The 22,344-nt window shown below is 38.2% G+C and carries 23 protein-coding genes; 16 read left to right on the plus strand and 7 right to left on the minus strand.

Annotated elements, in window-relative coordinates; all coding sequences use genetic code 11:
* The first annotated feature begins 12 nt into the window (after window positions 1–12).
* The 6 genes from N8M20_RS05865 (at window position 13) to lacD (ending at window position 5,665) form a co-directional block, all read left to right on the plus strand.
* Window positions 13–1,488, plus strand: a complete 1,476-nt coding sequence (locus N8M20_RS05865) for a PTS galactitol transporter subunit IIC (RefSeq protein WP_261039489.1) — start codon at window positions 13–15, stop codon at window positions 1,486–1,488.
* Between the two features lie 101 nt (window positions 1,489–1,589).
* Window positions 1,590–2,486 (plus strand): aldose 1-epimerase family protein, encoded by an 897-nt coding sequence (locus N8M20_RS05870; protein WP_261079405.1) that lies wholly within the window; start codon window positions 1,590–1,592, stop codon window positions 2,484–2,486.
* Between the two features lie 285 nt (window positions 2,487–2,771).
* Window positions 2,772–3,197 carry a galactose-6-phosphate isomerase subunit LacA gene (lacA, locus tag N8M20_RS05875; RefSeq protein ID WP_000029277.1) on the plus strand — a complete coding sequence of 142 codons (426 nt, stop codon included), beginning with the start codon at window positions 2,772–2,774 and terminating at the stop codon, window positions 3,195–3,197.
* A 30-nt stretch (window positions 3,198–3,227) separates the two neighbouring features.
* Window positions 3,228–3,743: a galactose-6-phosphate isomerase subunit LacB gene (lacB, locus tag N8M20_RS05880; RefSeq protein ID WP_001216913.1), complete on the plus strand. Its 516-nt coding sequence runs from the start codon at window positions 3,228–3,230 to the stop codon at window positions 3,741–3,743.
* Window positions 3,744–3,753: 10 nt separating this feature from the next.
* Window positions 3,754–4,683 carry a tagatose-6-phosphate kinase gene (locus N8M20_RS05885; RefSeq protein WP_261079406.1) on the plus strand — a complete coding sequence of 310 codons (930 nt, stop codon included), beginning with the start codon at window positions 3,754–3,756 and terminating at the stop codon, window positions 4,681–4,683.
* 1 nt (window position 4,684) lies between these two features.
* Window positions 4,685–5,665, plus strand: coding sequence for a tagatose-bisphosphate aldolase (lacD, locus tag N8M20_RS05890; protein ID WP_001229114.1), 981 nt, complete (start codon window positions 4,685–4,687; stop codon window positions 5,663–5,665).
* Window positions 5,666–5,944: 279 nt separating this feature from the next.
* Here lacD and lacB (N8M20_RS05895) read toward each other — a convergent pair whose 3' ends face one another.
* From lacB (N8M20_RS05895) to N8M20_RS05905, 3 genes are all read right to left on the minus strand, one after another.
* The gene (lacB, locus tag N8M20_RS05895) at window positions 5,945–6,463 is read right to left on the minus strand and encodes a galactose-6-phosphate isomerase subunit LacB (RefSeq protein ID WP_000684751.1); all 519 of its coding nucleotides are present in this window, start codon (window positions 6,461–6,463) and stop codon (window positions 5,945–5,947) included.
* Between the two features lie 11 nt (window positions 6,464–6,474).
* Window positions 6,475–6,903: a galactose-6-phosphate isomerase subunit LacA gene (lacA, locus tag N8M20_RS05900; RefSeq protein WP_261079407.1), complete on the minus strand. Its 429-nt coding sequence runs from the start codon at window positions 6,901–6,903 to the stop codon at window positions 6,475–6,477.
* A 152-nt stretch (window positions 6,904–7,055) separates the two neighbouring features.
* Window positions 7,056–7,532, minus strand: coding sequence for an RrF2 family transcriptional regulator (locus N8M20_RS05905; protein ID WP_001239965.1), 477 nt, complete (start codon window positions 7,530–7,532; stop codon window positions 7,056–7,058).
* A gap of 194 nt (window positions 7,533–7,726) precedes the next feature.
* Here N8M20_RS05905 and N8M20_RS05910 point away from each other — a divergent pair, with 194 nt between their 5' ends.
* The 8 genes from N8M20_RS05910 to N8M20_RS05945 all read left to right on the plus strand — a co-directional run bounded on the left by N8M20_RS05910 (window position 7,727) and on the right by N8M20_RS05945 (window position 15,280).
* Window positions 7,727–8,641 (plus strand): DMT family transporter, encoded by a 915-nt coding sequence (locus tag N8M20_RS05910; protein WP_261079408.1) that lies wholly within the window; start codon window positions 7,727–7,729, stop codon window positions 8,639–8,641.
* A gap of 3 nt (window positions 8,642–8,644) precedes the next feature.
* A complete protein-coding gene (locus N8M20_RS05915; protein ID WP_261079409.1) occupies window positions 8,645–9,349 on the plus strand; it encodes a methyltransferase domain-containing protein in 705 nt (234 codons plus the stop codon).
* Window positions 9,327–10,049: a class I SAM-dependent methyltransferase gene (locus N8M20_RS05920; RefSeq protein WP_033683558.1), complete on the plus strand. Its 723-nt coding sequence runs from the start codon at window positions 9,327–9,329 to the stop codon at window positions 10,047–10,049. The genes N8M20_RS05915 and N8M20_RS05920 overlap by 23 nt, the downstream gene beginning before the upstream one ends.
* Before the next feature lie 304 nt (window positions 10,050–10,353).
* Complete coding sequence (locus tag N8M20_RS05925; protein WP_261079410.1) at window positions 10,354–11,190, plus strand: transcription antiterminator; 837 nt, start codon at window positions 10,354–10,356, stop codon at window positions 11,188–11,190.
* A 35-nt stretch (window positions 11,191–11,225) separates the two neighbouring features.
* Window positions 11,226–11,543 carry a PTS lactose/cellobiose transporter subunit IIA gene (locus tag N8M20_RS05930; protein WP_001078331.1) on the plus strand — a complete coding sequence of 106 codons (318 nt, stop codon included), beginning with the start codon at window positions 11,226–11,228 and terminating at the stop codon, window positions 11,541–11,543.
* On the plus strand, window positions 11,543–13,234 hold the full coding sequence (locus N8M20_RS05935; RefSeq protein ID WP_201059063.1) for a lactose-specific PTS transporter subunit EIIC: 1,692 nt from the start codon (window positions 11,543–11,545) through the stop codon (window positions 13,232–13,234). Before N8M20_RS05930 ends, N8M20_RS05935 begins: the two co-directional genes overlap by 1 nt.
* A 339-nt stretch (window positions 13,235–13,573) precedes the next feature.
* Window positions 13,574–14,980 (plus strand): 6-phospho-beta-galactosidase, encoded by a 1,407-nt coding sequence (gene lacG, locus N8M20_RS05940; RefSeq protein WP_261079411.1) that lies wholly within the window; start codon window positions 13,574–13,576, stop codon window positions 14,978–14,980.
* A gap of 42 nt (window positions 14,981–15,022) precedes the next feature.
* A complete protein-coding gene (locus N8M20_RS05945) occupies window positions 15,023–15,280 on the plus strand; it encodes a DUF3884 family protein (protein WP_261079412.1) in 258 nt (85 codons plus the stop codon).
* Window positions 15,281–15,380: 100 nt separating this feature from the next.
* Here the strand turns inward: N8M20_RS05945 and N8M20_RS05950 are convergent, their stop codons facing one another.
* The 4 genes from N8M20_RS05950 to nrdH all read right to left on the minus strand — a co-directional run bounded on the left by N8M20_RS05950 (window position 15,381) and on the right by nrdH (window position 19,903).
* Window positions 15,381–16,148 carry a DeoR/GlpR family DNA-binding transcription regulator gene (locus N8M20_RS05950; RefSeq protein WP_000917575.1) on the minus strand — a complete coding sequence of 256 codons (768 nt, stop codon included), beginning with the start codon at window positions 16,146–16,148 and terminating at the stop codon, window positions 15,381–15,383.
* A 141-nt stretch (window positions 16,149–16,289) separates the two neighbouring features.
* Window positions 16,290–17,252: a class 1b ribonucleoside-diphosphate reductase subunit beta gene (gene nrdF / locus N8M20_RS05955; RefSeq protein ID WP_060805555.1), complete on the minus strand. Its 963-nt coding sequence runs from the start codon at window positions 17,250–17,252 to the stop codon at window positions 16,290–16,292.
* Window positions 17,253–17,444: 192 nt separating this feature from the next.
* Window positions 17,445–19,604, minus strand: coding sequence for a class 1b ribonucleoside-diphosphate reductase subunit alpha (gene nrdE, locus N8M20_RS05960; RefSeq protein ID WP_261079413.1), 2,160 nt, complete (start codon window positions 19,602–19,604; stop codon window positions 17,445–17,447).
* Between the two features lie 80 nt (window positions 19,605–19,684).
* On the minus strand, window positions 19,685–19,903 hold the full coding sequence (nrdH, locus tag N8M20_RS05965) for a glutaredoxin-like protein NrdH (RefSeq protein ID WP_000259240.1): 219 nt from the start codon (window positions 19,901–19,903) through the stop codon (window positions 19,685–19,687).
* Window positions 19,904–20,253: 350 nt separating this feature from the next.
* Between nrdH and N8M20_RS05970 the strand changes: the two genes are divergently transcribed.
* Together N8M20_RS05970 and ptsP are read left to right on the plus strand one after the other, a co-directional pair.
* Window positions 20,254–20,517, plus strand: coding sequence for a phosphocarrier protein HPr (locus N8M20_RS05970; protein WP_000146947.1), 264 nt, complete (start codon window positions 20,254–20,256; stop codon window positions 20,515–20,517).
* Window positions 20,518–20,522: 5 nt separating this feature from the next.
* Window positions 20,523–22,256 carry a phosphoenolpyruvate--protein phosphotransferase gene (gene ptsP / locus N8M20_RS05975; RefSeq protein ID WP_261079414.1) on the plus strand — a complete coding sequence of 578 codons (1,734 nt, stop codon included), beginning with the start codon at window positions 20,523–20,525 and terminating at the stop codon, window positions 22,254–22,256.
* The last annotated feature ends 88 nt before the right edge of the window (window positions 22,257–22,344 follow it).

Below are 22,344 nucleotides of genomic sequence, written 5' to 3' on the forward strand. Positions count from 1 at the left end.
GGAGGAACTGTTATGGATGCAATCTTTGGCCTAATCAAAGAATTTTTCACACCTATCTTAGATATGGGTGGACCTGTCATCATGTTAATCATTTTGACAGTATTGGCTTTACTTTTTGGAGTGAAATTCTCCAAAGCGCTTGAAGGTGGTATCAAACTTGCCATCGCTCTTACAGGTATCGGTGCCATCATCGGTATGCTAAATACTGCTTTCTCAGCATCACTAGCAAAATTCGTTGAAAACACTGGTATCCAATTGAGTATCACTGACGTTGGTTGGGCACCACTTGCAACAATCACTTGGGGATCTGCTTGGACACTATACTTTTTGCTCATCATGTTGATTGTCAACATAGTGATGCTAGCTATGAAGAAAACTGATACACTTGACGTTGATATCTTTGATATCTGGCACTTGTCTATCACAGGTCTTTTGATTAAATGGTATGCAGACAACAACGGTGTGAGCCAAGGGGTTTCACTCTTGATTGCTACAGCAGCTATCGTCCTTGTCGGTGTGTTGAAAATTATCAACTCTGACTTGATGAAACCTACATTTGATGACCTTCTTAACGCTCCAAGTTCATCTCCAATGACTTCAACTCACATGAACTACATGATGAACCCAGTTATCATGGTTTTGGATAAGATTTTTGAAAAATTCTTCCCAGGTCTTGATAAATATGACTTTGATGCTGCTAAATTGAACAAGAAAATTGGTTTCTGGGGATCTAAATTCTTCATCGGTTTCATTCTTGGTATTGTTATCGGTATTATGGGAACTCCACATCCAATTGCAGGGGTTGCAGATGCAGATAAATGGCGTCTTGTTATCAGAGGATGGTTGTCTCTTGGTTTGACTGCCGGTGTATCTTTGGAACTCTTCTCACTTATCGGTTCATGGTTCATTGCAGCCGTAGAACCACTATCACAAGGTATTACAAACGTTGCTACTAAACGTCTTCAAGGACGTAAATTCAATATCGGTCTTGACTGGCCATTCATCGCTGGTCGTGCTGAAATCTGGGCTTGTGCCAACGTACTTGCACCAATCATGTTGATTGAAGCAGTGCTTCTTTCAAAAGTCGGAAATGGTATCTTGCCACTTGCCGGTATCATCGCTATGGGTGTTACTCCAGCTCTCTTGGTTGTAACACGTGGTAAATTGCTCCGTATGATTATCTTCGGAACACTCTTGTTGCCACTCTTCCTTCTTTCAGGTACACTTATCGCACCATTTGCAACAGAACTTGCTAAAGGTGTAGGTGCCTTTCCAGCAGGTGTGAGCGAAACTCAATTGATCACTCACTCAACTCTTGAAGGACCAATCGAAAAACTTCTTGGTTGGACAATTGGTAACACTACAACAGGTGATATCAAAGCAATCCTTGGTGCAGTAGTCTTCCTTGTATTCTATATCGGTATCTTTGCATGGTACAGAAAACAAATGATCAAACGTAACGAAGAGTACGCAGCAAAAGCAAAATAATGCGCTCCTATAAAATGTAAATTGTTAAAGCTAGGTTGTCATTTTCCTGATAGGAGTGACAGCCTAGTTTTTTATAAACTATCAAGAAATCGGAGAAAATAATGGTAATTGAATTAAAATCAGAACAATTAAGAGTTCAATTTAACAGTTTTGGTGGGGCTCTTTCTTCTATAAAAGATGCTGAGGGACTTGAGTATTTGTGGCAAGGGGATGCTACTTATTGGAGTGGACAAGCTCCTGTTCTCTTTCCCATTTGTGGTTCATTGAGAGAGGATACAGCACTTTATATAGATGATAATGGACAAGAAAGTAAAGGAAAGATTCCTCGTCATGGTTTGGTTCGTAAGAAAGAATTTGAATTAGTTGAACAGACAGACAAGAGTGTAACTTTTGCAATTGAAGATGATGAGAATAGCTATCAAAACTATCCTTATCATTTCCGCCTAGAAATCACTTATATCCTTACTGGCAAGACAGTACGAACTCAATACAAAATATTTAATAAAGAAACTAGCAAGGTCATGCCTTACTTTATTGGTGGACATCCAGGATTTAATTGTCCTCTGCTTGATGATGAAGTCTATGAAGATTATTATCTAGAGTTTGAGAAAGAAGAGACTTGCTCTGTTCCTCGTCCTTTCCCAGAAACAGGTATGCTTGATTTTCAAGATAGAAGTCCATGGCTAGAGGGGCAAAAAGAAATAGATCTTAATTATGATCTTTTCAGCACAGATGCAGTCACCTTAGATGAATTGCAATCTAGAACAATTGCCCTTCGTTCTCGTAAACATGATAAGGGATTGAAAGTGCACTTTGCAGAGTTTCCAAACCTCATTATATGGTCAACTTTGAATAAAGGACCTTTCATTGCTTTTGAACCATGGTCTGGCTTGTCAACATCCCTTGAAGAAGGAGATCATCTAGAAGATAAGAAGAATGTTCGCCTCCTAGAACCTGGTCAAGTGGATCAAATTGGTTTTGATATCGAAATCTTTTAGATAAAAAGCCACAAAAACAAACATTAATTGTTGACTTTTTTAGAAAATAGGAGTATATTATGTTTGTAAGCAACAAATGATGTTTGCAACAAACAAATAATCGCTTGTTATATTTTCTTTCGTGGAGAAAGATTATTTCTAGGAAACGGATTTCCTAAACTTGAATAAGGTGTCATTCATCTCATTCAATCCAATTTGTCAATAAAGTGCTAGAAAGCTTTTGTAGGTAAACATCTAACCATAAAAGTCTTTACTAGCCTAGAAAAATAAAAAGGAGTATACAATATGTCTATTGTTATCGGTGCAGATGCTGCAGGTTTAAGATTGAAAGAAGTTGTGAAAGACTTCTTGGAAAAAGAAAACTTCCACGTTGTGGATGTTACAGCTGAAGGTCAAGACTTTGTTGATGTGACTCTTGCTGTTGCTGCAGAAGTAAACAAAGAAGAACAAAACCTTGGTATCGTGATTGATGCCTATGGAGCTGGTCCATTTATGGTCGCAACTAAGATCAAAGGAATGGTTGCTGCAGAAGTTTCTGATGAACGTTCAGCTTATATGACTCGTGGACACAACAACTCACGTATGATCACTATGGGTGCACAACTTGTTGGTGATGAATTGGCTAAAAACATTGCTAAAGGATTTGTTAACGGTAAATACGACGGTGGTCGTCACCAAATTCGTGTTGATATGTTGAACAAAATGTGCTAATTAGATTACAGTAAGAAAGGTAAGTTAAAAATGAGAATTGCAATTGGATGTGACCACATCGTAACAGATGAAAAAATGGCGGTTTCAGAATTTTTGAAATCAAAAGGATATGAAGTTATTGACTTTGGTACATACGACCATACACGTACTCACTACCCAATCTTTGGTAAAAAAGTAGGGGAAGCTGTAACTAGCGGTCAAGCTGATCTTGGGGTATGTATCTGTGGTACTGGTGTTGGTATCAACAACGCTGTAAATAAAGTTCCTGGTGTTCGTTCTGCCTTGGTTCGTGATATGACTACAGCTCTATATGCCAAAGAACAATTGAATGCTAACGTTATCGGTTTTGGTGGTAAGATTACTGGTGAATTGCTCATGTGTGACATCATCGAAGCTTTCATCCATGCTGAATACAAACCATCTGAAGAAAATAAAAAATTGATTGCGAAAATTGAACATGTTGAAAGCCACAATGCTCAACAAACAGACGCAAACTTCTTCACTGAATTCCTTGAAAAATGGGATCGCGGAGAATACCACGACTAAGAGGTGACCTATGATTTTAACAGTCACAATGAACCCATCCATCGATATTTCCTATCCTTTGGATGAGTTGAAGATTGATACTGTCAATCGTGTGGTAGATGTAACCAAAACGGCTGGTGGTAAGGGACTCAATGTTACCCGAGTACTTTCAGAATTTGGGGATTCTGTTCTTGCTACTGGTTTAGTGGGTGGCAAACTTGGTGAGTTTTTGGTTGAACATATCGATGATCAAGTAAAGAAAGATTTCTTCTCAATTCAGGGAGAAACTCGTAACTGTATCGCTATTCTCCACGGAGACAACCAAACAGAAGTTCTTGAAAAAGGTCCTGTAGTATTGGAACAGGAAGGTAAAGACTTTTTGGAACATTTCAAAAATCTTCTGGAGTCAGTTGAAGTAGTAGCTATCTCAGGTAGTTTACCAGCTGGTCTTCCAGTTGATTACTATGCGAGCTTGGTAGAACTTGCTAATCAAGCTGGCAAGCCTGTTGTCTTGGACTGCTCTGGTGCAGCACTTCAGGCGGTTCTTGAATCACCACATAAACCAACAGTCATCAAACCAAATAATGAGGAATTATCCCAGCTTCTTGGAAAAGAAGTTTCTGAGGATTTGGATGAATTAAAAGAGGTCCTTCAAGAACCTTTGTTTGCAGGTATTGAATGGATTATCGTTTCACTTGGTTCCAACGGTGCCTTTGCCAAACATGGTGATATTTTCTACAAGGTCGATATTCCTAGAATTCAGGTGGTCAACCCTGTTGGATCTGGAGACTCTACTGTGGCAGGAATTTCTTCAGGACTTCTTCACAAAGAATCGGATGCAGAATTACTCATCAAGGCAAATGTCCTTGGTATGCTCAATGCTCAAGAAAAAATGACTGGTCATGTCAACATGGCCAACTATCAAGCTCTATATGATCAATTAATAGTAAAAGAGGTATAAAATGGCTTTAACAGAACAAAAACGTGCACGCTTAGAAAAACTTTCTGATGAAAATGGTATCATCTCAGCTCTTGCATTTGACCAACGTGGTGCTTTGAAACGCCTCATGGCTCAACACCAAACAGAAGAACCAACAGTGGCTCAAATGGAAGAACTGAAAGTTTTGGTAGCAGATGAATTGACTAAATACGCATCATCTATGCTTCTTGACCCTGAGTATGGACTTCCAGCAACTAAAGCTCTTGATGAAAAAGCTGGTCTTCTCCTTGCTTATGAAAAAACAGGTTATGACACAACAAGCACAAAACGCTTGCCAGACTGCTTGGATGTTTGGTCTGCAAAACGTATTAAAGAAGAAGGTGCAGATGCAGTTAAATTCTTGCTTTACTATGACGTAGATAGCTCAGACGAACTCAACCAAGAAAAACAAGCTTACATCGAACGCATCGGTTCTGAATGTGTGGCTGAAGATATCCCATTCTTCCTTGAAATCCTTGCTTACGATGAAAAAATTGCGGATGCAGGTTCTGTAGAATACGCTAAAGTAAAACCACACAAAGTTATTGGTGCTATGAAAGTTTTCTCAGACCCACGCTTTAACATTGATGTCTTGAAAGTTGAAGTTCCTGTTAACATTAAATATGTTGAAGGCTTCGCTGAAGGTGAAGTAGTATATACACGTGAAGAAGCAGCAGCCTTCTTCAAAGCCCAAGATGAAGCAACTAACTTGCCATATATCTACTTGAGTGCTGGTGTATCAGCTAAACTCTTCCAAGATACTCTTGTATTTGCTCATGAATCAGGTGCAAACTTTAACGGTGTTCTTTGTGGCCGTGCTACATGGGCTGGATCAGTTGAAGCTTACATCAAAGATGGTGAAGCAGCAGCTCGCGAATGGCTTCGCACAACTGGTTTTGAAAATATTGACGAGCTCAACAAAGTTCTTCAAACAACAGCAACTTCATGGAAAGAACGTGTGTAGCACTCAAATTGTGAAAATAACTTCAGTCTAGGGATAGAAATATCTCTAGACTTTTTTGATGACGTAAAAATAACCTTGAGTTAGTTATCCTCAAGGTTATACTCTTCGAAAATCTCTTCAAAGTACGTCAGCGTCGCCTTACCGTATATATATGTAACTGACTGCGTCAGTTCTATCCATAACCTCAAAGCAGTGCTTTGAGCAGCCAGCGGCTAGCTTCCTAGTTTGCTCTTTGATTTTCATTGAGTATTAGATAAAATATATAAGAAGGAATGCAAGTTAATCGTGATATTCTCCACGATCCCACTTGGCATTCTCTTCATCGAAGATATGATCATTGGCAGCTACATCTGGGCTCACTTCAGATAGTTTATCAATTTTCGCAATCAATTCCTCTTTTTCAGGACTTGGTTTGTATTTGGTATTGATAAATTCATCTACAATGTTGTTAATGAAATTGATACCTAGGATAGCACCACCGAAAGCAACAATATTAGCATTGAGATTTTCACGAGCGGAACGAGCAGTCGCAACATCTCCGACAAGTACAACTCGAGTTCCAGGAACTTTATCAGCAGATACAGCAATTCCAACACCTGTACCGCAAAGGGCAACTCCAAAGTCAGCCCGTCCATTGACGACTTCCTCTGCAATTAAGCGACCATAAATAGGATAGTGGGTACGGACGAAATCATAAGTACCAACATCAATGATTTCATGACCTTGTTCTTTTAGGTGTTTTGAAATCTTCATCTTCACATCTGTTACAATGTGATCACAACCGAGAGCAATTTTCATGGGAATACCTCCTAGCAGAGCTTGTTCAGCATATCAATGCGAACTTGGTGACGGCCAGCATCATAGTTGTGCTCAAGAAAGGTTTTGACTATTTCAACTGCTAAAATATCACCTGTAATTCCAGAACCAATTGTAATGATTGGAGTAGAATTGTGTCGAATAGTCATCATGGCAGAGTGTTCATCGGAAACAGCGGCGCAGATAATACCTTTAAACTTATTAGCAGGCATAAAAGAATGTCCAAACTTGTCAAAAAGAATAGCACGAGCTTGCTTATATTTTCTAAACTCTGTAATAGCATTGACAGTAGAATCAACGAAATCCGCAGAACCTTGTGTAGAGTTGAGATCAATTACTTCATAACCAGAATGAAGCAGATAGTGTTTGACGGTTTCTTTCAGTTGGAAACCATCTTGGTCAGTAGCTAAAATAACTTTCATAAGAACCTTCTTTCTTTAGCTATCCAAAAGCATGCAATGAAAGATCATTGTTGACGATATAGAAGATATATTATGTCTTCAAATATAGTATAGTCCTTGTAAAATTATTTGTCAAGGATTCATAAAAACTAGCTGAAAAATTTTTTCTCCAGCTAGTTTTGGCATTTATTGACCCAATTTCTGATATCGGTTAAATCATAGTTAATCTCAGATTGATGGGCTACCTGGCTGAGTGTAATAGAAGTCAGGGTTGCAACTAAAGTGTTTTCAATAATATCAAGAGAGTTGGTTACAACACATCTTTTAGCCTTTTTACTTTCCTCGTTGCCTAAGAATTTTTTTAGAAGATTTTGACTTTCAAAGATTCGATTTTTTCCTTCTATAGCTACAAATACATCGTAAAAGGTGATTTGGCTGAGGGGTTTAGAAAGAGCAACGCCTCCATTTTTCCCTCTAACGGATTTAACCAACCCTTCGTTGTCTAATAGTTTTATAATTTTTTTCAAATAAGAATCTGAAACTTCTAGCCGTTCACTCAAGGAAATTGTATTGATATATTTTCCTTCAGGGAGCTGATCTAACATGAGTAAGACATAGACTGACTGTTCCCAACCTGATGACAATCGCATGTTTGTACCTCCATATAAAAAGATAATGATTATCCACAATTACCAGTATAGTCTTTTTTTGTTTTTTTCTCAATACATAGGAGTTTAAAAAAATAATCTTGGAATTTTTTGATAAATCTCTTGACATTCATTTTTAAAAGAGTAGAATAAAAGACAAAAAATATCATCAATATCTTTTGAAAGAAGGGTAAAAAATGAAACGAGGTTCAAATTTTATTTTTTTGATTTCTATATTACTTACCACACTTTTTATGGGGTCGTCTTTTCCAACTGGGAAATATCTTATAGTAGTTGAAAAGACTCCTCCATTATTACTTGGGGGTGTTCGATTTATTATTGCTGGGTTAGTGATGTTGGTATTATCATTTTTATTTGGCAAGGGAGGGACTATCATCCCTAAAAGTCAAGGTAGCAAGATAAAGGGGGTTATACTGGTTGTGACTATCGGGCTCTTACAGACAGCTGGAACCATGGGATTTCTTAATCTTGCCCTAGCTCATGATGTGTCATCATCGATGTCTTCCATTATCTTATTTACGAATCCTCTTTGGTTAGCTTTCTTAGCGCATTTTTTGTTAAAGGATACATTGACTTTTCAGAAGATAAGTGCCTTAGTATTAGGTGTGGCTGGAGTTGTTACTTGTATTGGACTAGATGTATCTGCGTTTAGTTTAGGTGCTTTGTTTGCTTTACTTGGTTCATTTTGTTGGTCGGTCAATACAGTTGTCACCAAGAAAATTCCTTTTGATAATGGTCCGTGGATATTTACAGCTTGGCAATTGTTATTAGGTGGGGTCTTCCTTTACTTATTCTCAATACCTGTGCATGAAAGTTATAACTTTCTAAATTTAGGATTTTGGGGCTGGGTTTGGTTTATATGGTTAATTATTCCTGCGTCTGTTGGTTCGTTTGGACTGTGGTTTTATAGTCTGGGACAAAGGGGAGCAACAGTAGCCAGCAGTTTCTTGTTTTTAGTTCCAGTATTTTCAACTATCTTTTCTATTATGGGCTTACATGAGCCATTTACATTGAATTTGGTTCTTGGGGGTTCGATGGTTGTGTTAGCATTGGTATTGGTGAACTGGAAAGTCAAGGGAGAAGAGGAGTAGTCTATGGAAGTTGGAAATGATATTGTTATTCAAAGTGGGACACAATGGAGTTTTGGTAATGGTGTAGCTCAACATTTTGATGAGCATGTTAGACAATCCATTACTTTATATGATGAAGGACATGACCTTGTTTGTCATCTAAGCGATTTTTTTATTCGTGACCATTCCTTATGTTATGAGCTAGGCTCTGCAACGGGTAATCTGATTGGTAAATTATACCAGCGTCACAAGTCTAAAAAAGAAATTCGTTTTATCGGGATAGAAGAGATTCCAGAAATGAATCAAGTGGCACAATCAAAATTTCCTGAACTTGAATTCATAACAAGCTCCGTGGAGGAAGCCAGGTTAGAACCCAGCGATTTAATTATTAGCTATTATTTCCTTCAGTTTATTCTTCCAGACAAGAGAATAAAGATTTTATCAAAAATATACGAATCGTTAGTTGAAGGTGGAGCGTTTATTCTATTTGAGAAAGAAATCATTACAGATCCGAAGGTAAATAAGTTGATAGTTTCCAATTATATTAAATTTAAGCAGGAACATGGATTTAGTCCAGAAGAAATTCTATCTAAGCAATTGAGCTTGGAGGGAGTTATGATTAACCACACTCATGCTGAAAATAAAGAAATGTTAAAGAGTGCTGGATTTCATCATGTAGAAACGATAATGAGATATGGAGAGTTCAATGGATACATTTGTTTTAAATGAAGATAATCACAAAAAATGGGAAGAATTACACGCCCAATCATCAAAAACAGAGACACGCTTAGTTCCTAATGATGCAGTTCAAAAGATTTTTTCTTTGAGAAATCAAATCGTTACTCAAAACGATGAGTGTAGGGTATTAGAAGTTGGTTGTGGTTTTGGAAGGAATCTTTACTATTTAATTGAAAATCATTATGCGGATACTTATTGTGGTGTAGATTTAACAAAAGAGGCCGCTGATAGTGCAAAACGATTATTGACTAAGTCATTTCCACAATTTAATTGTCATATAACACAGACAGATGTAGGTAAAGGTTTAGATTTTCCTGACAACCATTTCGATTCTATATTTGATATAATGTCTGCGATTACATTTATAGTGGATGAAAAAGATAGACAGAACTATTTTTCAGAGGTAAAAAGGATGTTGAAAACAGGAGGAATGTATTATTTTTATTGTCCACGGAAAGATGGAATTTTCCGAGACGCAATTCCTGATAATTCTTTACTAGAAAAAGGTTATATACGTAGAAAACTAGATTCAATGTTAGAAAGAGTTTATACAGAAAGTGAGTTAATTGAATTATTGGCTCCTATGCGTCTTGTAAAATTAGAAATCGGTTCAAAACATACTAGAGCTTTTGGTGATGAGTTATTTATCAGGAATAATGGATTTTGGTTTGGAGCTTTCAAAAAAATATAGAGTGATTAGTACACTTGTTTTTGAATTGAGATGAAATTTTCTGCGCTATAAACACTTGTTTTCTAATTTTGTTTACGGTTTTATTTTTTGATAAAAACATGCGGAAAAAAAATAAAAAAGTTGCATGTAAAGGTTTACAAAATAACTTACTTGTGCTATACTTAAATCACAAGTTAATACAAGGTGAGTGTTACTAAGTAATATTAGGCATGATCACAGGTGAATTAGAAATCGACTGATTTTCTAGTTCATTTGTGGTCATTTTTTGTAATAATATACCTTTAAGATATAAAAGGAGGTTGACATGTATCGAATTCTAAATCCAATGAATCACAATGTCTCGCTTGTCAGAAATGATAAAGGAGAAGAAGTGATTGTGATTGGTAAGGGGATTGCATTTGGAAAGAAGAAGGGAGATTTGATTGCTGAACATCAGGTTGAGAAAATCTTTCGGATGAAGACGGAAGAGTCCAGAGAAAACTTTATGGCTCTCCTCAAAGATGTTCCGCTTGATTTTATCACAGTGACTTATGAAATCATTGATAAGCTATCAAAGAAATATCATTATCCGATTCAAGAGTATCTCTACGTAACCTTGACAGATCATATTTACTGTTCTTACCAAGCTCTAGCACAAGGAAGGTACAAGGATAGTAATTTGCCAGATATTTCTGCCAAGTATCCTGTCGCTTTTCAAATCGCAAATGAAGCTTTTGAAATTTACCGTCAGAAGCTAGCGGATCATTTTCCTGAGGACGAAATTATTCGGATTGCTTATCATTTCATCAATGCCGAAGGCGAGAATGAAGTAGAAGTAGTTAAGTCAATTGATAAGAGGAAAGAAATTCTCAGGAATGTTGAAGAAGTTTTAACGGACTATGCAATTCAACGAACCAAAGAGAATAACCATTTCTATGATCGCTTTATGATCCATTTGAATTATTTCTTGGATTATTTAGACAGATCTAGAGATGATAACCAATCACTTCTGGATATGGAAGATCATATTAAACAATCCTATCCAAAAGCCTTCGAGATTGGTTCTAAGATCTATGATGTGATTACGCAACATACGGGTCTTGATTTGTATAAAAGTGAACGAGTTTATCTAGTTCTACATATCCAACGTTTATTGTCATAAAAATTTAATTAAAACTATATAAGGAGAATTCTATCATGAATAGAGAAGAAGTAACATTGTTAGGTTTTGAAATCGTAGCCTATGCTGGCGATGCTCGTTCAAAACTATTGGAAGCCTTGAAGGCTGCTGAAGCTGGTGATTTTGAAAAAGCGGACGCTCTGGTAGAGGAAGCTGGTTCTTGCATTGCTGAAGCTCATCATGCGCAAACAAGTCTATTGACTAAGGAAGCTTCTGGTGAGGACTTAGCGTATAGTGTGACCATGATGCATGGTCAAGATCACTTGATGACAACTATTTTGTTAAAAGATTTGATGCACCATTTAATTGAACTGTACAAGAGAGGAGTTAAATAATGAATAAACTAATTGCATTTATTGAGAAAGGAAAACCTTTCTTTGAGAAATTATCTCGTAATATCTATCTTCGTGCTATTCGTGATGGTTTCATTGCAGGTATGCCTGTTATTCTCTTCTCAAGTATCTTTATCTTGATTGCCTTTGTACCAAACTCATGGGGCTTTAAATGGTCTGATGAAGTTGTAGCCTTTCTGATGAAACCTTATAGCTATTCTATGGGTATTCTGGCTCTCTTGGTAGCTGGTACAACAGCTAAGTCATTGACTGACTCAGTAAACCGTAGCATGGAGAAAACCAATCAAATCAACTATATGTCAACATTGTTGGCAGCAATTGTTGGTTTGTTGATGTTGGCAGCTGATCCTATCGAAAATGGTCTAGCTACTGGATTCTTGGGGACAAAAGGTTTGCTTTCAGCCTTCCTTTCAGCCTTTGTTACCGTAGCAATCTATAAGGTTTGTGTTAAGAACAACGTCACTATTCGTATGCCTGACGAAGTTCCACCTAATATCTCACAAGTATTTAAAGATGTGATTCCATTCACTCTATCAGTAGTTTCTCTTTATGCTCTTGATTTACTAGCTCGTCATTTTGTTGGTGCAAGCGTAGCTGAATCAATTGGTAAATTCTTCGCACCACTCTTCTCTGCAGCTGATGGCTATCTAGGTATTACCATTATCTTTGGTGCCTTTGCCTTCTTCTGGTTTGTTGGTATCCATGGTCCATCTATCGTTGAACCTGCTATCGCGGCTATTACCTATGCAAATGCCGAAGTCAACTTGAACCTTCTCCAACAAGGCATGCACGCTGACAAGATTCTTACTTCTGGTACACAAATGTTTATCGTTACCATGGGTGGTACTGGTGCGACACTAGTTGTTCCATTCATGTTCATGTGGTTAACAAAATCAAAACGTAACCGTGCAATCGGTCGTGCTTCAGTAGTTCCAACCTTCTTTGGTGTAAATGAACCAATCTTGTTTGGTGCACCTCTTGTACTGAATCCAATCTTCTTCATTCCATTTATCTTTGCTCCAATCGCGAACGTTTGGATCTTCAAATTCTTTATTGAAACACTTGGAATGAACTCATTTACTGCTAATCTACCATGGACAACTCCAGCTCCACTAGGTCTAGTTCTTGGTACTAACTTCCAAGTTCTATCATTCATTCTTGCTGCCCTTCTAATTGTGGTTGACGTTGTCATTTACTATCCATTCCTTAAAGTCTATGATGAACAAATTCTTGAAGAAGAACGTTCAGGTAAGTCTAATGATGAATTGAAAGAAAAAGTTGCTGCAAACTTCAACACTGCAAAAGCAGATGCTATTCTTGAAAAAGCTGGTGTAGAAGCAGCACAAAATACAATCACTGAAGAAACAAATGTCTTGGTTCTTTGTGCAGGTGGAGGGACAAGTGGACTTCTTGCAAATGCTTTGAATAAGGCAGCTGCAGAATACAATGTTCCTGTGAAAGCAGCAGCAGGTGGCTATGGTGCTCACCGTGAAATGTTGCCAGAGTTTGATCTTGTTATCCTTGCCCCTCAAGTTGCTTCAAACTTTGAAGATATGAAAGCAGAAACAGATAAACTCGGTATTAAACTTGCCAAGACAGAAGGTGCTCAATACATCAAATTAACCCGTGATGGAAAAGGTGCTCTAGCGTTTGTACAAGCTCAATTCGATTAACGATAGGGACTGTGAAACAGTCTCCTCTCGTTACGGAAATCGCTATGGCGAATTTCCTAATCGCCTTGTTAATTCGTCGGTAAAAAGATATCGTTTTTACCTCCTCATGTCACAATTCGATTAATAATAGGGACTATAAAACAGTCTCCTATCGTTACGGAAGTCGCTATGGCGAATTTCCTAATTGCCTTGTTAATTCGTCGGTAAAAAGATATTGTTTTTACCTTCTCACGTCACAATTCGGTGACTTAGTACAAGAAGTGAGATGGAGAAGGATGGCTCACTGACTCCTCTCCTCTCACTTTTACTTTATTTTAAATCAAGAAATAGGTGAAAAAAATGACAAAAACATTACCAAAAGACTTTATTTTCGGTGGCGCAACAGCTGCCTATCAAGCAGAAGGTGCTACACATACTGATGGTAAAGGACCAGTAGCGTGGGATAAATATCTTGAAGATAACTACTGGTACACTGCAGAACCAGCCAGTGACTTTTACAATCGATATCCAGTTGACCTAAAGCTAGCAGAAGAGTATGGTGTCAATGGTATTCGAATTTCTATTGCTTGGTCACGTATTTTCCCAACCGGTTACGGTCAAGTAAATCAGAAAGGTGTTGAGTTTTATCATAATTTATTTGCAGAGTGTCACAAACGTCATGTTGAGCCCTTTGTAACTCTTCATCACTTTGACACACCAGAAGCTCTCCACTCAAATGGCGACTTCTTAAACCGTGAAAATATTGAACACTTTGTAGACTACGCTGCATTCTGTTTTGAAGAATTCTCAGAAGTAAACTATTGGACAACCTTTAATGAAATTGGACCAATCGGTGATGGTCAATACTTGGTTGGTAAATTCCCTCCAGGTATTCAGTACGACCTTGCCAAAGTTTTCCAATCGCACCACAATATGATGGTGTCTCATGCACGCGCGGTAAAATTGTATAAAGAGAAAGGCTATAAAGGCGAAATCGGTGTCGTGCACGCTCTCCCAACCAAGTACCCACTTGATCCTGAAAATCCTGCAGATGTTATTGCGGCAGAGTTGGAGGACATTATCCATAACAAATTTATCTTGGATGCAACTTATCTGGGTCACTACTCTGAAAAGACTCTGGCAGGGGTAGAGACTATCTTGGCTACCAATGGTGGTAGCTTAGATCTTCGCGAAGAAGATTTCGAAGTATTAGAAGCCGCAAAAGACTTGAATGACTTCCTAGGAATTAATTACTATATGAGTGATTGGATGGAAGCATTTGATGGAGAGACTGAAATCATCCATAATGGTAAAGGTGAAAAAGGAAGCTCTAAGTACCAAATCAAAGGTGTTGGTCGTCGTGTAGCTCCGGATTATGTACCACGTACGGACTGGGATTGGATTATCTATCCTCAAGGTTTGTATGATCAAATCATGCGCGTGAAGAAAGATTATCCTAACTACAAGAAGATTTACATCACTGAAAATGGACTTGGTTATAAAGATGAGTTTGTCGATAACACTGTTTACGATGATGGCCGTATTGATTATGTGAAACAACACTTGGAAGTCTTGTCTGACGCTATTGCAGATGGTGCTAATGTAAAAGGTTACTTCATTTGGTCATTGATGGATGTCTTCTCATGGTCAAATGGGTATGAGAAACGTTATGGTCTCTTTTATGTAGACTTTGAAACGCAAGAACGTTATCCGAAGAAATCAGCTCACTGGTACAAGAAAGTAGCGGAAACTCAAGTGATTGAGTAGTAGAATTAGTAATTAGATATAGAATTTTAGTGAGGCAAAAAGATGTTCAAAGATTTTATCCAATCTATTTATGAAAAAGTTTATATTATAAATTTCGAAAAATGTTCTCAAATACCGTATTTGACGAATGAAGAATTGAAAAGTCTTGGAAAATGGTATGTCTCGACTGGTAAAGAATGGATTTGTCATTCAGATTATGAGCTGGAAGAATTTAAAAATCTGTTTTTAAATTTTATCAGTCCTGAAGAACGGGATAATATCTCCTTTGATTCAGATTTTATGCCGTTTCAACAATCATAAAGTAGGAAACTCTTTGTAAAAATCTTCATCAAAAAATGCGTCATATCAAGATTCTTATTTTCTTGGTATGACGCATTTTATATTTTATCAATCCTCAGTTTTATGGTTTAGAAAGAATAATTTTTGTTTGTTTTGAAAGTTGTTCAAACGTTTCTTTGCTCAGTTTAGAATCTGAAACGATGGTATCGATATCTGAGATATTGTAGAAGGTGTAAAAATCAAACTTATTGAACTTACTATTGTCAGCTAGTAAGTATTTTTTATTGGAATTATTGAGGGCGATTCGTTGGGATTCGCCTTCCTCTTCACTAAAGGTCGCAATCGCATTATCCTGAATACCATTACAGCTAACGAAGGCTTTAGAAAATTGTAAATTGGCCAAGTTTTGCAAGGTTAGTGTTCCCACAAAGGCTCCGGTGATGGAGCGGTAATTTCCACCAATTAAAATCAAATCTGTTAGTTTTCGTTCGTTTAGGATGAGAAAGACTGGTAAACTGTTTGTTACAACACGGATATTATCAATTGGAAGTTCACGGGCAAAAGATTCCAAGGTTGTCCCTGGACCAATAAAAATAGTTTCTCCTTCATCGATTAAATGACCTGCAAAACGGCTGATTTCTTGTTTTTCTGCGATTTGTAAGCTTTGTTTTTCAATATTGGAACGTTCATTGTTTAAAATGGAGCCTGTGCGAATTTTTTCAGCTCCACCGTGCACTCGAACAAGTAGGTCTTTGTCTGCTAACTCTTGCAAGTAGCGTCTAGCAGTCATATCTGACACATCTAAGCGAGTCATGATTTCTTTTACAGTAATAGTTCCCTTTGTATTTACCGTTTCTAGAATATTATCTAGTTTTTCCTGCTTTAGCATCGTTATCACCTCTATTTCTATTACTATTTTATCATAAAGTATTCAATCAATCAATTTAAAAAACAAAAGAAAACAAAAACAAAAATATCATGGTTGTTTTAAACAAACCATGATATTGATATCATTTCTGAAATTGTTGACTTAGTCTAAACCGTAGTTGTAGTCATCGTCTTGCATGGCTTCAACTTCACCAAGGAGGTAACCATTTCCGACTTGAGAGAAGAAGTCGTGGTTGGATGTTCCTGTTGAAATACCGTTCATAACGATTGGGTTGACATCATCTGCTGAGTCTGGGAAGAGTGGATCTTGTCCCAGGTTCATAAGAGCTTTATTGGCATTGTAGCGAAGGAAGGTTTTAACTTCTTCCGTCCAACCAACACCGTCATAGAGGCTTTCTGTATAACCTTCTTCGTTCTCATAGAGGGTATAGAGTAGGTCGTACATCCATTCTTTGAGTTTTTCTTGCTCTTCTTCAGGTAATTCATTGAAACCGAGTTGGAATTTGTAACCAATGTAGGTTCCGTGAACAGACTCATCACGAATAATCAGTTTGATGATTTCCGCAACGTTAGCTAGTTTGTTGTTACCGAGATAGTAGAGTGGTGTGAAGAAACCTGAGTAGAAGAGGAAGGTTTCAAGGAAGACGCTGGCTACTTTCTTTTCAAGTGGGTTACCGTTTAGGTAGATTTCGTTGACAATCTCAGCCTTTTTTTGTAGGTAAGGATTGGTATTGGTCCATTCGAAAATTTCTTCAATCTCAGCCTTTGTATTCAAGGTAGAAAAGATTGATGAGTAAGATTTAGCGTGGACAGACTCCATAAATTGGATGTTATTGAAAACAGCTTCCTCATGCGGAGTACGGATGTCTGAACGAAGTGCCTGAACTCCTGTTTCAGATTGCATGGTATCCAAAAGTGTCAAACCACCAAAGACTTTTCCTACCAAGTCTTTTTCTATATTTGATAGCTTTCTCCAGTCATCCAAGTCATTTGACAAGGGAATACGTGTATCAAGCCAGAATTGCTCCGTCAGTTTTTCCCAAGTTGATTTGTCGATGACATCTTCGATGGCATTCCAGTTAATGGCTTTGTAGTAAGTTTCCATTTGAAATCTCTTTCTGTGTTTAGTATTGCGAACTCACAATATCTCTATTTTATCATAATCCTAGAGTAGTTTCGCACAAAAAGTCGGAAGCCCGACTTTTTTGTTTTTCCATAGTATAGATGCTTATTCCAGTTTAGTTTAGCAGGGTGAATGAATACTTATCTGAGAAAATGTAGTTTCCTCAAGCAAAGATTAAATCACACAGCTCTCACATTGGTTGGCACCGACTTCTCCACCATCATCTGTAAAGGTACGGACGTAGTAGATAGACTTGATACCCTTGTTAAAGGCATAGTTACGAAGGATAGACAAGTCACGTGTCGTTTGTTTGTTTTCTTTCTTCCATTCGTAAAGTCCTTTTGGAATGTCACTACGCATGAAGAGAGTGAGTGAAAGTCCTTGGTCTACGTGCTCAGTCGCAGCAGCGTAAACATCAATCACTTTACGCATATCCATGTCGTAAGCAGAAGTGTAGTAAGGAATAGTATCTGTTGACAAACCTGCGGCAGGATAGTAGATTTTACCAATTTTCTTTTCTTGACGCTCTTCGATACGTTGTGTAATCGGGTGGATAGAAGCAGAAACGTCGTTGATATAGCTGATAGAACCATTTGGAGCAACAGCTAGACGGTTTTGGTGGTAAAGTCCATCTGCTTGAACCTTGTCGCGAAGTTCAGCCCAGTCAGCAGCACTTGGGATAAAGACATCTTTAAAGAGTTCTTTAACACGGTCTGATTTTGGAACAAATTCGCCTGTCACATACTTGTCGAAGTAGCTTCCGTTAGCATAGTCTGATTTTTCAAAGTTATGGAATGTAATACCACGTTCACGCGCGATGTTGTTTGACTCAACCAAGGTCCAGTAGTTCATAAGCATAAAGTAGATGCTTGTAAACTCAACAGACTCAGGCGATCCATATTCAATCAATTGTTGGGCAAGGTAGCTGTGAAGTCCCATGGCACCAAGTCCAAAGGTATGAGCTTGGCTATTTCCGTGGTCGATGGTAGGAACAGCTACGATGTGTGAACTATCTGTAACGAAAGTAAGGGCACGAACCATAGCACGGATAGAACGACCAAAGTCAGGTGAAGTCATCATGTTGACTACGTTGGTTGAACCAAGGTTACATGAAACGTCCGTTCCCATTTGAAGGAATTCTTGAGCATCGTTGATCAAGCTTGGTTCTTGAACTTGAAGAATCTCAGAACACAAGTTACTCATGATAATCTTACCATCAACAGGATTTGCACGGTTAGCCGTATCAATGTTGACGACATAAGGATAGCCAGACTCTTGTTGCAATTTAGAGATTTCAGTTTCCAAATCACGCGCCTTGATTTTTGTCTTGCGGATGTTTGGATTTGCGACCAATTCATCGTATTTTTCAGTGATGTCGATGTAGTTGAATGGCACACCATACTCAAGCTCTACAGAATATGGACTGAAGAGGTACATTTCTTCATTTTTACGAGCCAATTCGTAGAATTTATCTGGAACCACAACACCAAGTGAAAGGGTCTTAACACGAACTTTTTCATCGGCGTTTTCTTTCTTAGTGGAAAGGAAGGCGATGATATCTGGGTGAAAGACGTTGAGGTAGACAACACCAGCACCTTGACGTTGACCCAATTGGTTTGAGTAAGAGAAGCTGTCTTCGAAGAGTTTCATAACTGGTACGACACCAGAAGCTGCTCCTTCATAGCCCTTGATAGGAGCTCCAGCTTCACGAAGGTTGCTGAGGGAAATTCCCACACCTCCACCGATACGTGACAGTTGAAGAGCTGAGTTGATAGAACGTCCAATAGAGTTCATATCATCTGTGACCTGAATCAAGAAACATGATACCAATTCTCCACGACGAGCACGACCAGCATTCAAGAAGGAAGGAGTAGCTGGTTGGTAGCGTTGGTGGATGATTTCATTGGCAATATCGATTGCAATCGCCTCATTCCCATCAGCGAAATAAAGGGCGTTGAAGAAGACACGGTCTTCCATACTTTCAAGATAGTATTCACCGTCGTTGGTTTTCAAAGCATATTGATTATAAAATTTATAGGCAGCCATGAAAGACTTGAATTGGAAGTTTTGTTCTTTGATAAATTGGTGCAATTCTTCCAAAAACTCTGGACGGTATTTCTTGATAAAGGCTGTTTCGATGTAGTTGTGTTCAATGAGGTAGTTGATTTTATCTTTGATTGAATCAAAAATCATAGTATTTGGAACTACATTTTCTTTAAAGAAGGCATCCAAGGCTTCCTTATCTTTATGAAGCATGATTTGTCCATTAACAGGACGGTTGATTTCGTTATTGAGACGGAAGTAAGTCACGTCCTCAAGATGTTTTAATCCCATAAAATTTCCCTTATCTAATTACAAAAGAAAGGCTTCTAAGTTAGCCCTAGAAGCAGTTTCTTCTGGATGATGTACTAAGATTATGCTAATTGTTTCAGTTTTCCTGGTTGGAAACCTGAAAAGACTTCAGTTGGTGTTTGGATAACAGGAGCTGCGCTGAAACCGAGCTCTTTAACTTGATCGATGTACTCAGGTTGCTCATCAAGATTGATTTCACGATAAGCGACATTATTACTGTCCAAGAAACGTTTGGTCATCTTACATTGGACACAGTTGTTTTTAGAATAAACGGTTACCATTGTGTAACTCCTCTTTCAAAATAGATTACTTTCTTAGTATATCAGAAAATAAATTTTTGTCAATGATTTGAAACTAAATATAGTGGTCTATTTTTCTACTCGAGGTATCAAAACACAATATGTAGTGTTTGCTTTGTGAAATAGTGATAATTATCCTACAAGTAGTTTTTTGGAAAACTATATCCTGTGTTTTGTTATCTAGAATAGAAGATTTTCAGGAAGTTATCTGAAAGGAAATCGAATAAATCCCATAAAATGCTTGAAAAAAATCCTAGAAGATGATATAATACCAAATTGTAAGGGTTATCACATATAACTCAAAAAAGAAAGAACAAAAGGAGAGTCAAACTATGGCTTCTAAAGATTTCCACGTAGTGGCAGAAACAGGTATTCACGCACGTCCAGCAACATTGTTGGTACAAACTGCTAGCAAATTTGCTTCAGATATCACTCTTGAGTACAAAGGTAAATCAGTTAACCTTAAATCAATCATGGGTGTTATGAGTCTTGGTGTTGGCCAAGGTGCTGACGTAACTATCTCAGCTGAAGGTGCAGATGCAGATGACGCTATCGCTGCAATCTCAGAAACAATGGAAAAAGAAGGATTGGCATAAGGAAAATGACAGAAATGCTTAAAGGAATCGCAGCATCTGACGGTGTTGCAGTTGCAAAAGCATATCTACTCGTTCAACCGGATTTGTCATTCGAGACTGTTTCAGTCGAAGATACAAACGCAGAAGAGGCTCGTTTGGATGTAGCTCTTGAAGCTTCTCAAAACGAGCTTTCTCTTATCCGTGAGAAAGCTGTAGGTACGCTTGGTGAAGAAGCGGCTCAAGTTTTTGACGCTCATTTGATGGTTCTTTCTGACCCAGAATTGATTGGTCAGATCAAAGAAACAATCCGTGCTAAGAAAGTCAACGCAGAAGCAGGTCTTAAAGAGGTGACTGACATGTTCATCACTATCTTTGAAGGCATGGAAGACAACCCATACATGCAAGAACGTGCAGCGGATATCCGCGACGTGACAAAACGTGTATTGGCAAACCTTCTTGGTAAAAAATTGCCAAACCCAGCTTCTATCAATGAAGAAGTAATCGTAATTGCGCATGACTTGACACCATCTGATACAGCTCAATTGGACAAAAACTTTGTAAAAGCTTTTGTAACAAATATCGGTGGACGTACAAGCCACTCAGCTATCATGGCACGTACACTTGAAATTGCAGCTGTATTGGGAACAAACAACATCACTGAAGTAGTGAAAGACGGCGATATCCTTGCCGTTAACGGAATTACTGGTGAAGTGATTATCAACCCAACAGATGAACAAGCGGCAGAATTTAAAGCAGCTGGTGAAGCTTATGCTAAACAAAAAGCTGAATGGGCACTTTTGAAAGATGCTCAAACAGTGACTGCTGACGGTAAACACTTCGAGTTGGCTGCTAACATCGGTACTCCAAAAGACGTTGAAGGTGTTAACAACAACGGTGCAGAAGCTATTGGACTTTACCGTACAGAGTTCTTGTACATGGATTCTCAAGACTTCCCAACAGAAGACGAACAGTATGAAGCATACAAGGCTGTTCTTGAGGGAATGAATGGTAAACCAGTAGTTGTTCGTACAATGGATATCGGTGGAGATAAGGAACTTCCTTACTTCGATATGCCACATGAAATGAACCCATTCCTTGGATTCCGTGCCCTCCGTATCTCTATTTCTGAAACTGGAGATGCAATGTTCCGTACACAAATCCGTGCACTTCTTCGTGCTTCTGTTCATGGTCAATTGCGTATCATGTTCCCAATGGTTGCCCTTTTGAAAGAATTCCGTGCAGCCAAAGCAGTTTATGAAGAAGAAAAAGCAAACCTTCTTGCTGAAGGTGTTGCAGTTGCGGATGATATCCAAGTTGGTATCATGATTGAAATCCCTGCAGCAGCAATGCTTGCAGACCAATTTGCAAAAGAAGTAGACTTCATGTCAATTGGTACAAACGATTTGATCCAATACTCAATGGCAGCAGACCGTATGAACGAGCAAGTTTCATACCTTTACCAACCATATAACCCATCAATCCTTCGCTTGATTAACAACGTTATCAAGGCAGCTCACGCTGAAGGTAAATGGGCTGGTATGTGTGGTGAGATGGCTGGTGACCAAAAAGCTGTTCCACTTCTTGTCGGAATGGGCTTGGATGAATTCTCTATGTCAGCAACATCAGTACTTCGTACACGTAGCTTGATGAAGAAATTGGATACTGCTAAGATGGAAGAGTACGCTAACCGTGCCCTTACAGAGTGTTCAACAATGGAAGAAGTTCTTGAACTTCAAAAAGAATACGTTAACTTCGATTAATGTCATTAACCGGCTCTTTGTCAACTGTAGTGGGTTGATGAAAAGCTAAGCTCGAGAAAGGACAAATTTCGTCCTTTCTTTTCTGATA

It is taken from the genome of Streptococcus mitis (assembly GCF_946190275.1).
GTDB lineage: Bacteria > Bacillota > Bacilli > Lactobacillales > Streptococcaceae > Streptococcus > Streptococcus mitis_DC.

Excerpts from the sequence above, each read along its gene's own strand:
- N8M20_RS05930 (WP_001078331.1), top strand. The coding sequence starts at position 11,226 with ATGAATAGAGAAGAAGTAACATTGTTAGGTTTTGAAATCGTAGCCTAT.
- lacD (WP_001229114.1), top strand. The coding sequence starts at position 4,685 with ATGGCTTTAACAGAACAAAAACGTGCACGCTTAGAAAAACTTTCTGAT.
- nrdH (WP_000259240.1), bottom strand. The coding sequence starts at position 19,903 with ATGGTAACCGTTTATTCTAAAAACAACTGTGTCCAATGTAAGATGACC.
- lacB (WP_001216913.1), top strand. The coding sequence starts at position 3,228 with ATGAGAATTGCAATTGGATGTGACCACATCGTAACAGATGAAAAAATG.
- lacG (WP_261079411.1), top strand. The coding sequence starts at position 13,574 with ATGACAAAAACATTACCAAAAGACTTTATTTTCGGTGGCGCAACAGCT.
- N8M20_RS05970 (WP_000146947.1), top strand. The coding sequence starts at position 20,254 with ATGGCTTCTAAAGATTTCCACGTAGTGGCAGAAACAGGTATTCACGCA.
- N8M20_RS05915 (WP_261079409.1), top strand. The coding sequence starts at position 8,645 with ATGGAAGTTGGAAATGATATTGTTATTCAAAGTGGGACACAATGGAGT.
- N8M20_RS05910 (WP_261079408.1), top strand. The coding sequence starts at position 7,727 with ATGAAACGAGGTTCAAATTTTATTTTTTTGATTTCTATATTACTTACC.
- nrdF (WP_060805555.1), bottom strand. The coding sequence starts at position 17,252 with ATGGAAACTTACTACAAAGCCATTAACTGGAATGCCATCGAAGATGTC.
- N8M20_RS05865 (WP_261039489.1), top strand. The coding sequence starts at position 13 with ATGGATGCAATCTTTGGCCTAATCAAAGAATTTTTCACACCTATCTTA.
- lacB (WP_000684751.1), bottom strand. The coding sequence starts at position 6,463 with ATGAAAATTGCTCTCGGTTGTGATCACATTGTAACAGATGTGAAGATG.
- N8M20_RS05935 (WP_201059063.1), top strand. The coding sequence starts at position 11,543 with ATGAATAAACTAATTGCATTTATTGAGAAAGGAAAACCTTTCTTTGAG.
- N8M20_RS05920 (WP_033683558.1), top strand. The coding sequence starts at position 9,327 with ATGGATACATTTGTTTTAAATGAAGATAATCACAAAAAATGGGAAGAA.
- N8M20_RS05905 (WP_001239965.1), bottom strand. The coding sequence starts at position 7,532 with ATGCGATTGTCATCAGGTTGGGAACAGTCAGTCTATGTCTTACTCATG.
- N8M20_RS05925 (WP_261079410.1), top strand. The coding sequence starts at position 10,354 with ATGTATCGAATTCTAAATCCAATGAATCACAATGTCTCGCTTGTCAGA.
- ptsP (WP_261079414.1), top strand. The coding sequence starts at position 20,523 with ATGACAGAAATGCTTAAAGGAATCGCAGCATCTGACGGTGTTGCAGTT.
- lacA (WP_000029277.1), top strand. The coding sequence starts at position 2,772 with ATGTCTATTGTTATCGGTGCAGATGCTGCAGGTTTAAGATTGAAAGAA.
- lacA (WP_261079407.1), bottom strand. The coding sequence starts at position 6,903 with ATGAAAGTTATTTTAGCTACTGACCAAGATGGTTTCCAACTGAAAGAA.
- N8M20_RS05885 (WP_261079406.1), top strand. The coding sequence starts at position 3,754 with ATGATTTTAACAGTCACAATGAACCCATCCATCGATATTTCCTATCCT.
- N8M20_RS05945 (WP_261079412.1), top strand. The coding sequence starts at position 15,023 with ATGTTCAAAGATTTTATCCAATCTATTTATGAAAAAGTTTATATTATA.
- N8M20_RS05950 (WP_000917575.1), bottom strand. The coding sequence starts at position 16,148 with ATGCTAAAGCAGGAAAAACTAGATAATATTCTAGAAACGGTAAATACA.
- nrdE (WP_261079413.1), bottom strand. The coding sequence starts at position 19,604 with ATGGGATTAAAACATCTTGAGGACGTGACTTACTTCCGTCTCAATAAC.
- N8M20_RS05870 (WP_261079405.1), top strand. The coding sequence starts at position 1,590 with ATGGTAATTGAATTAAAATCAGAACAATTAAGAGTTCAATTTAACAGT.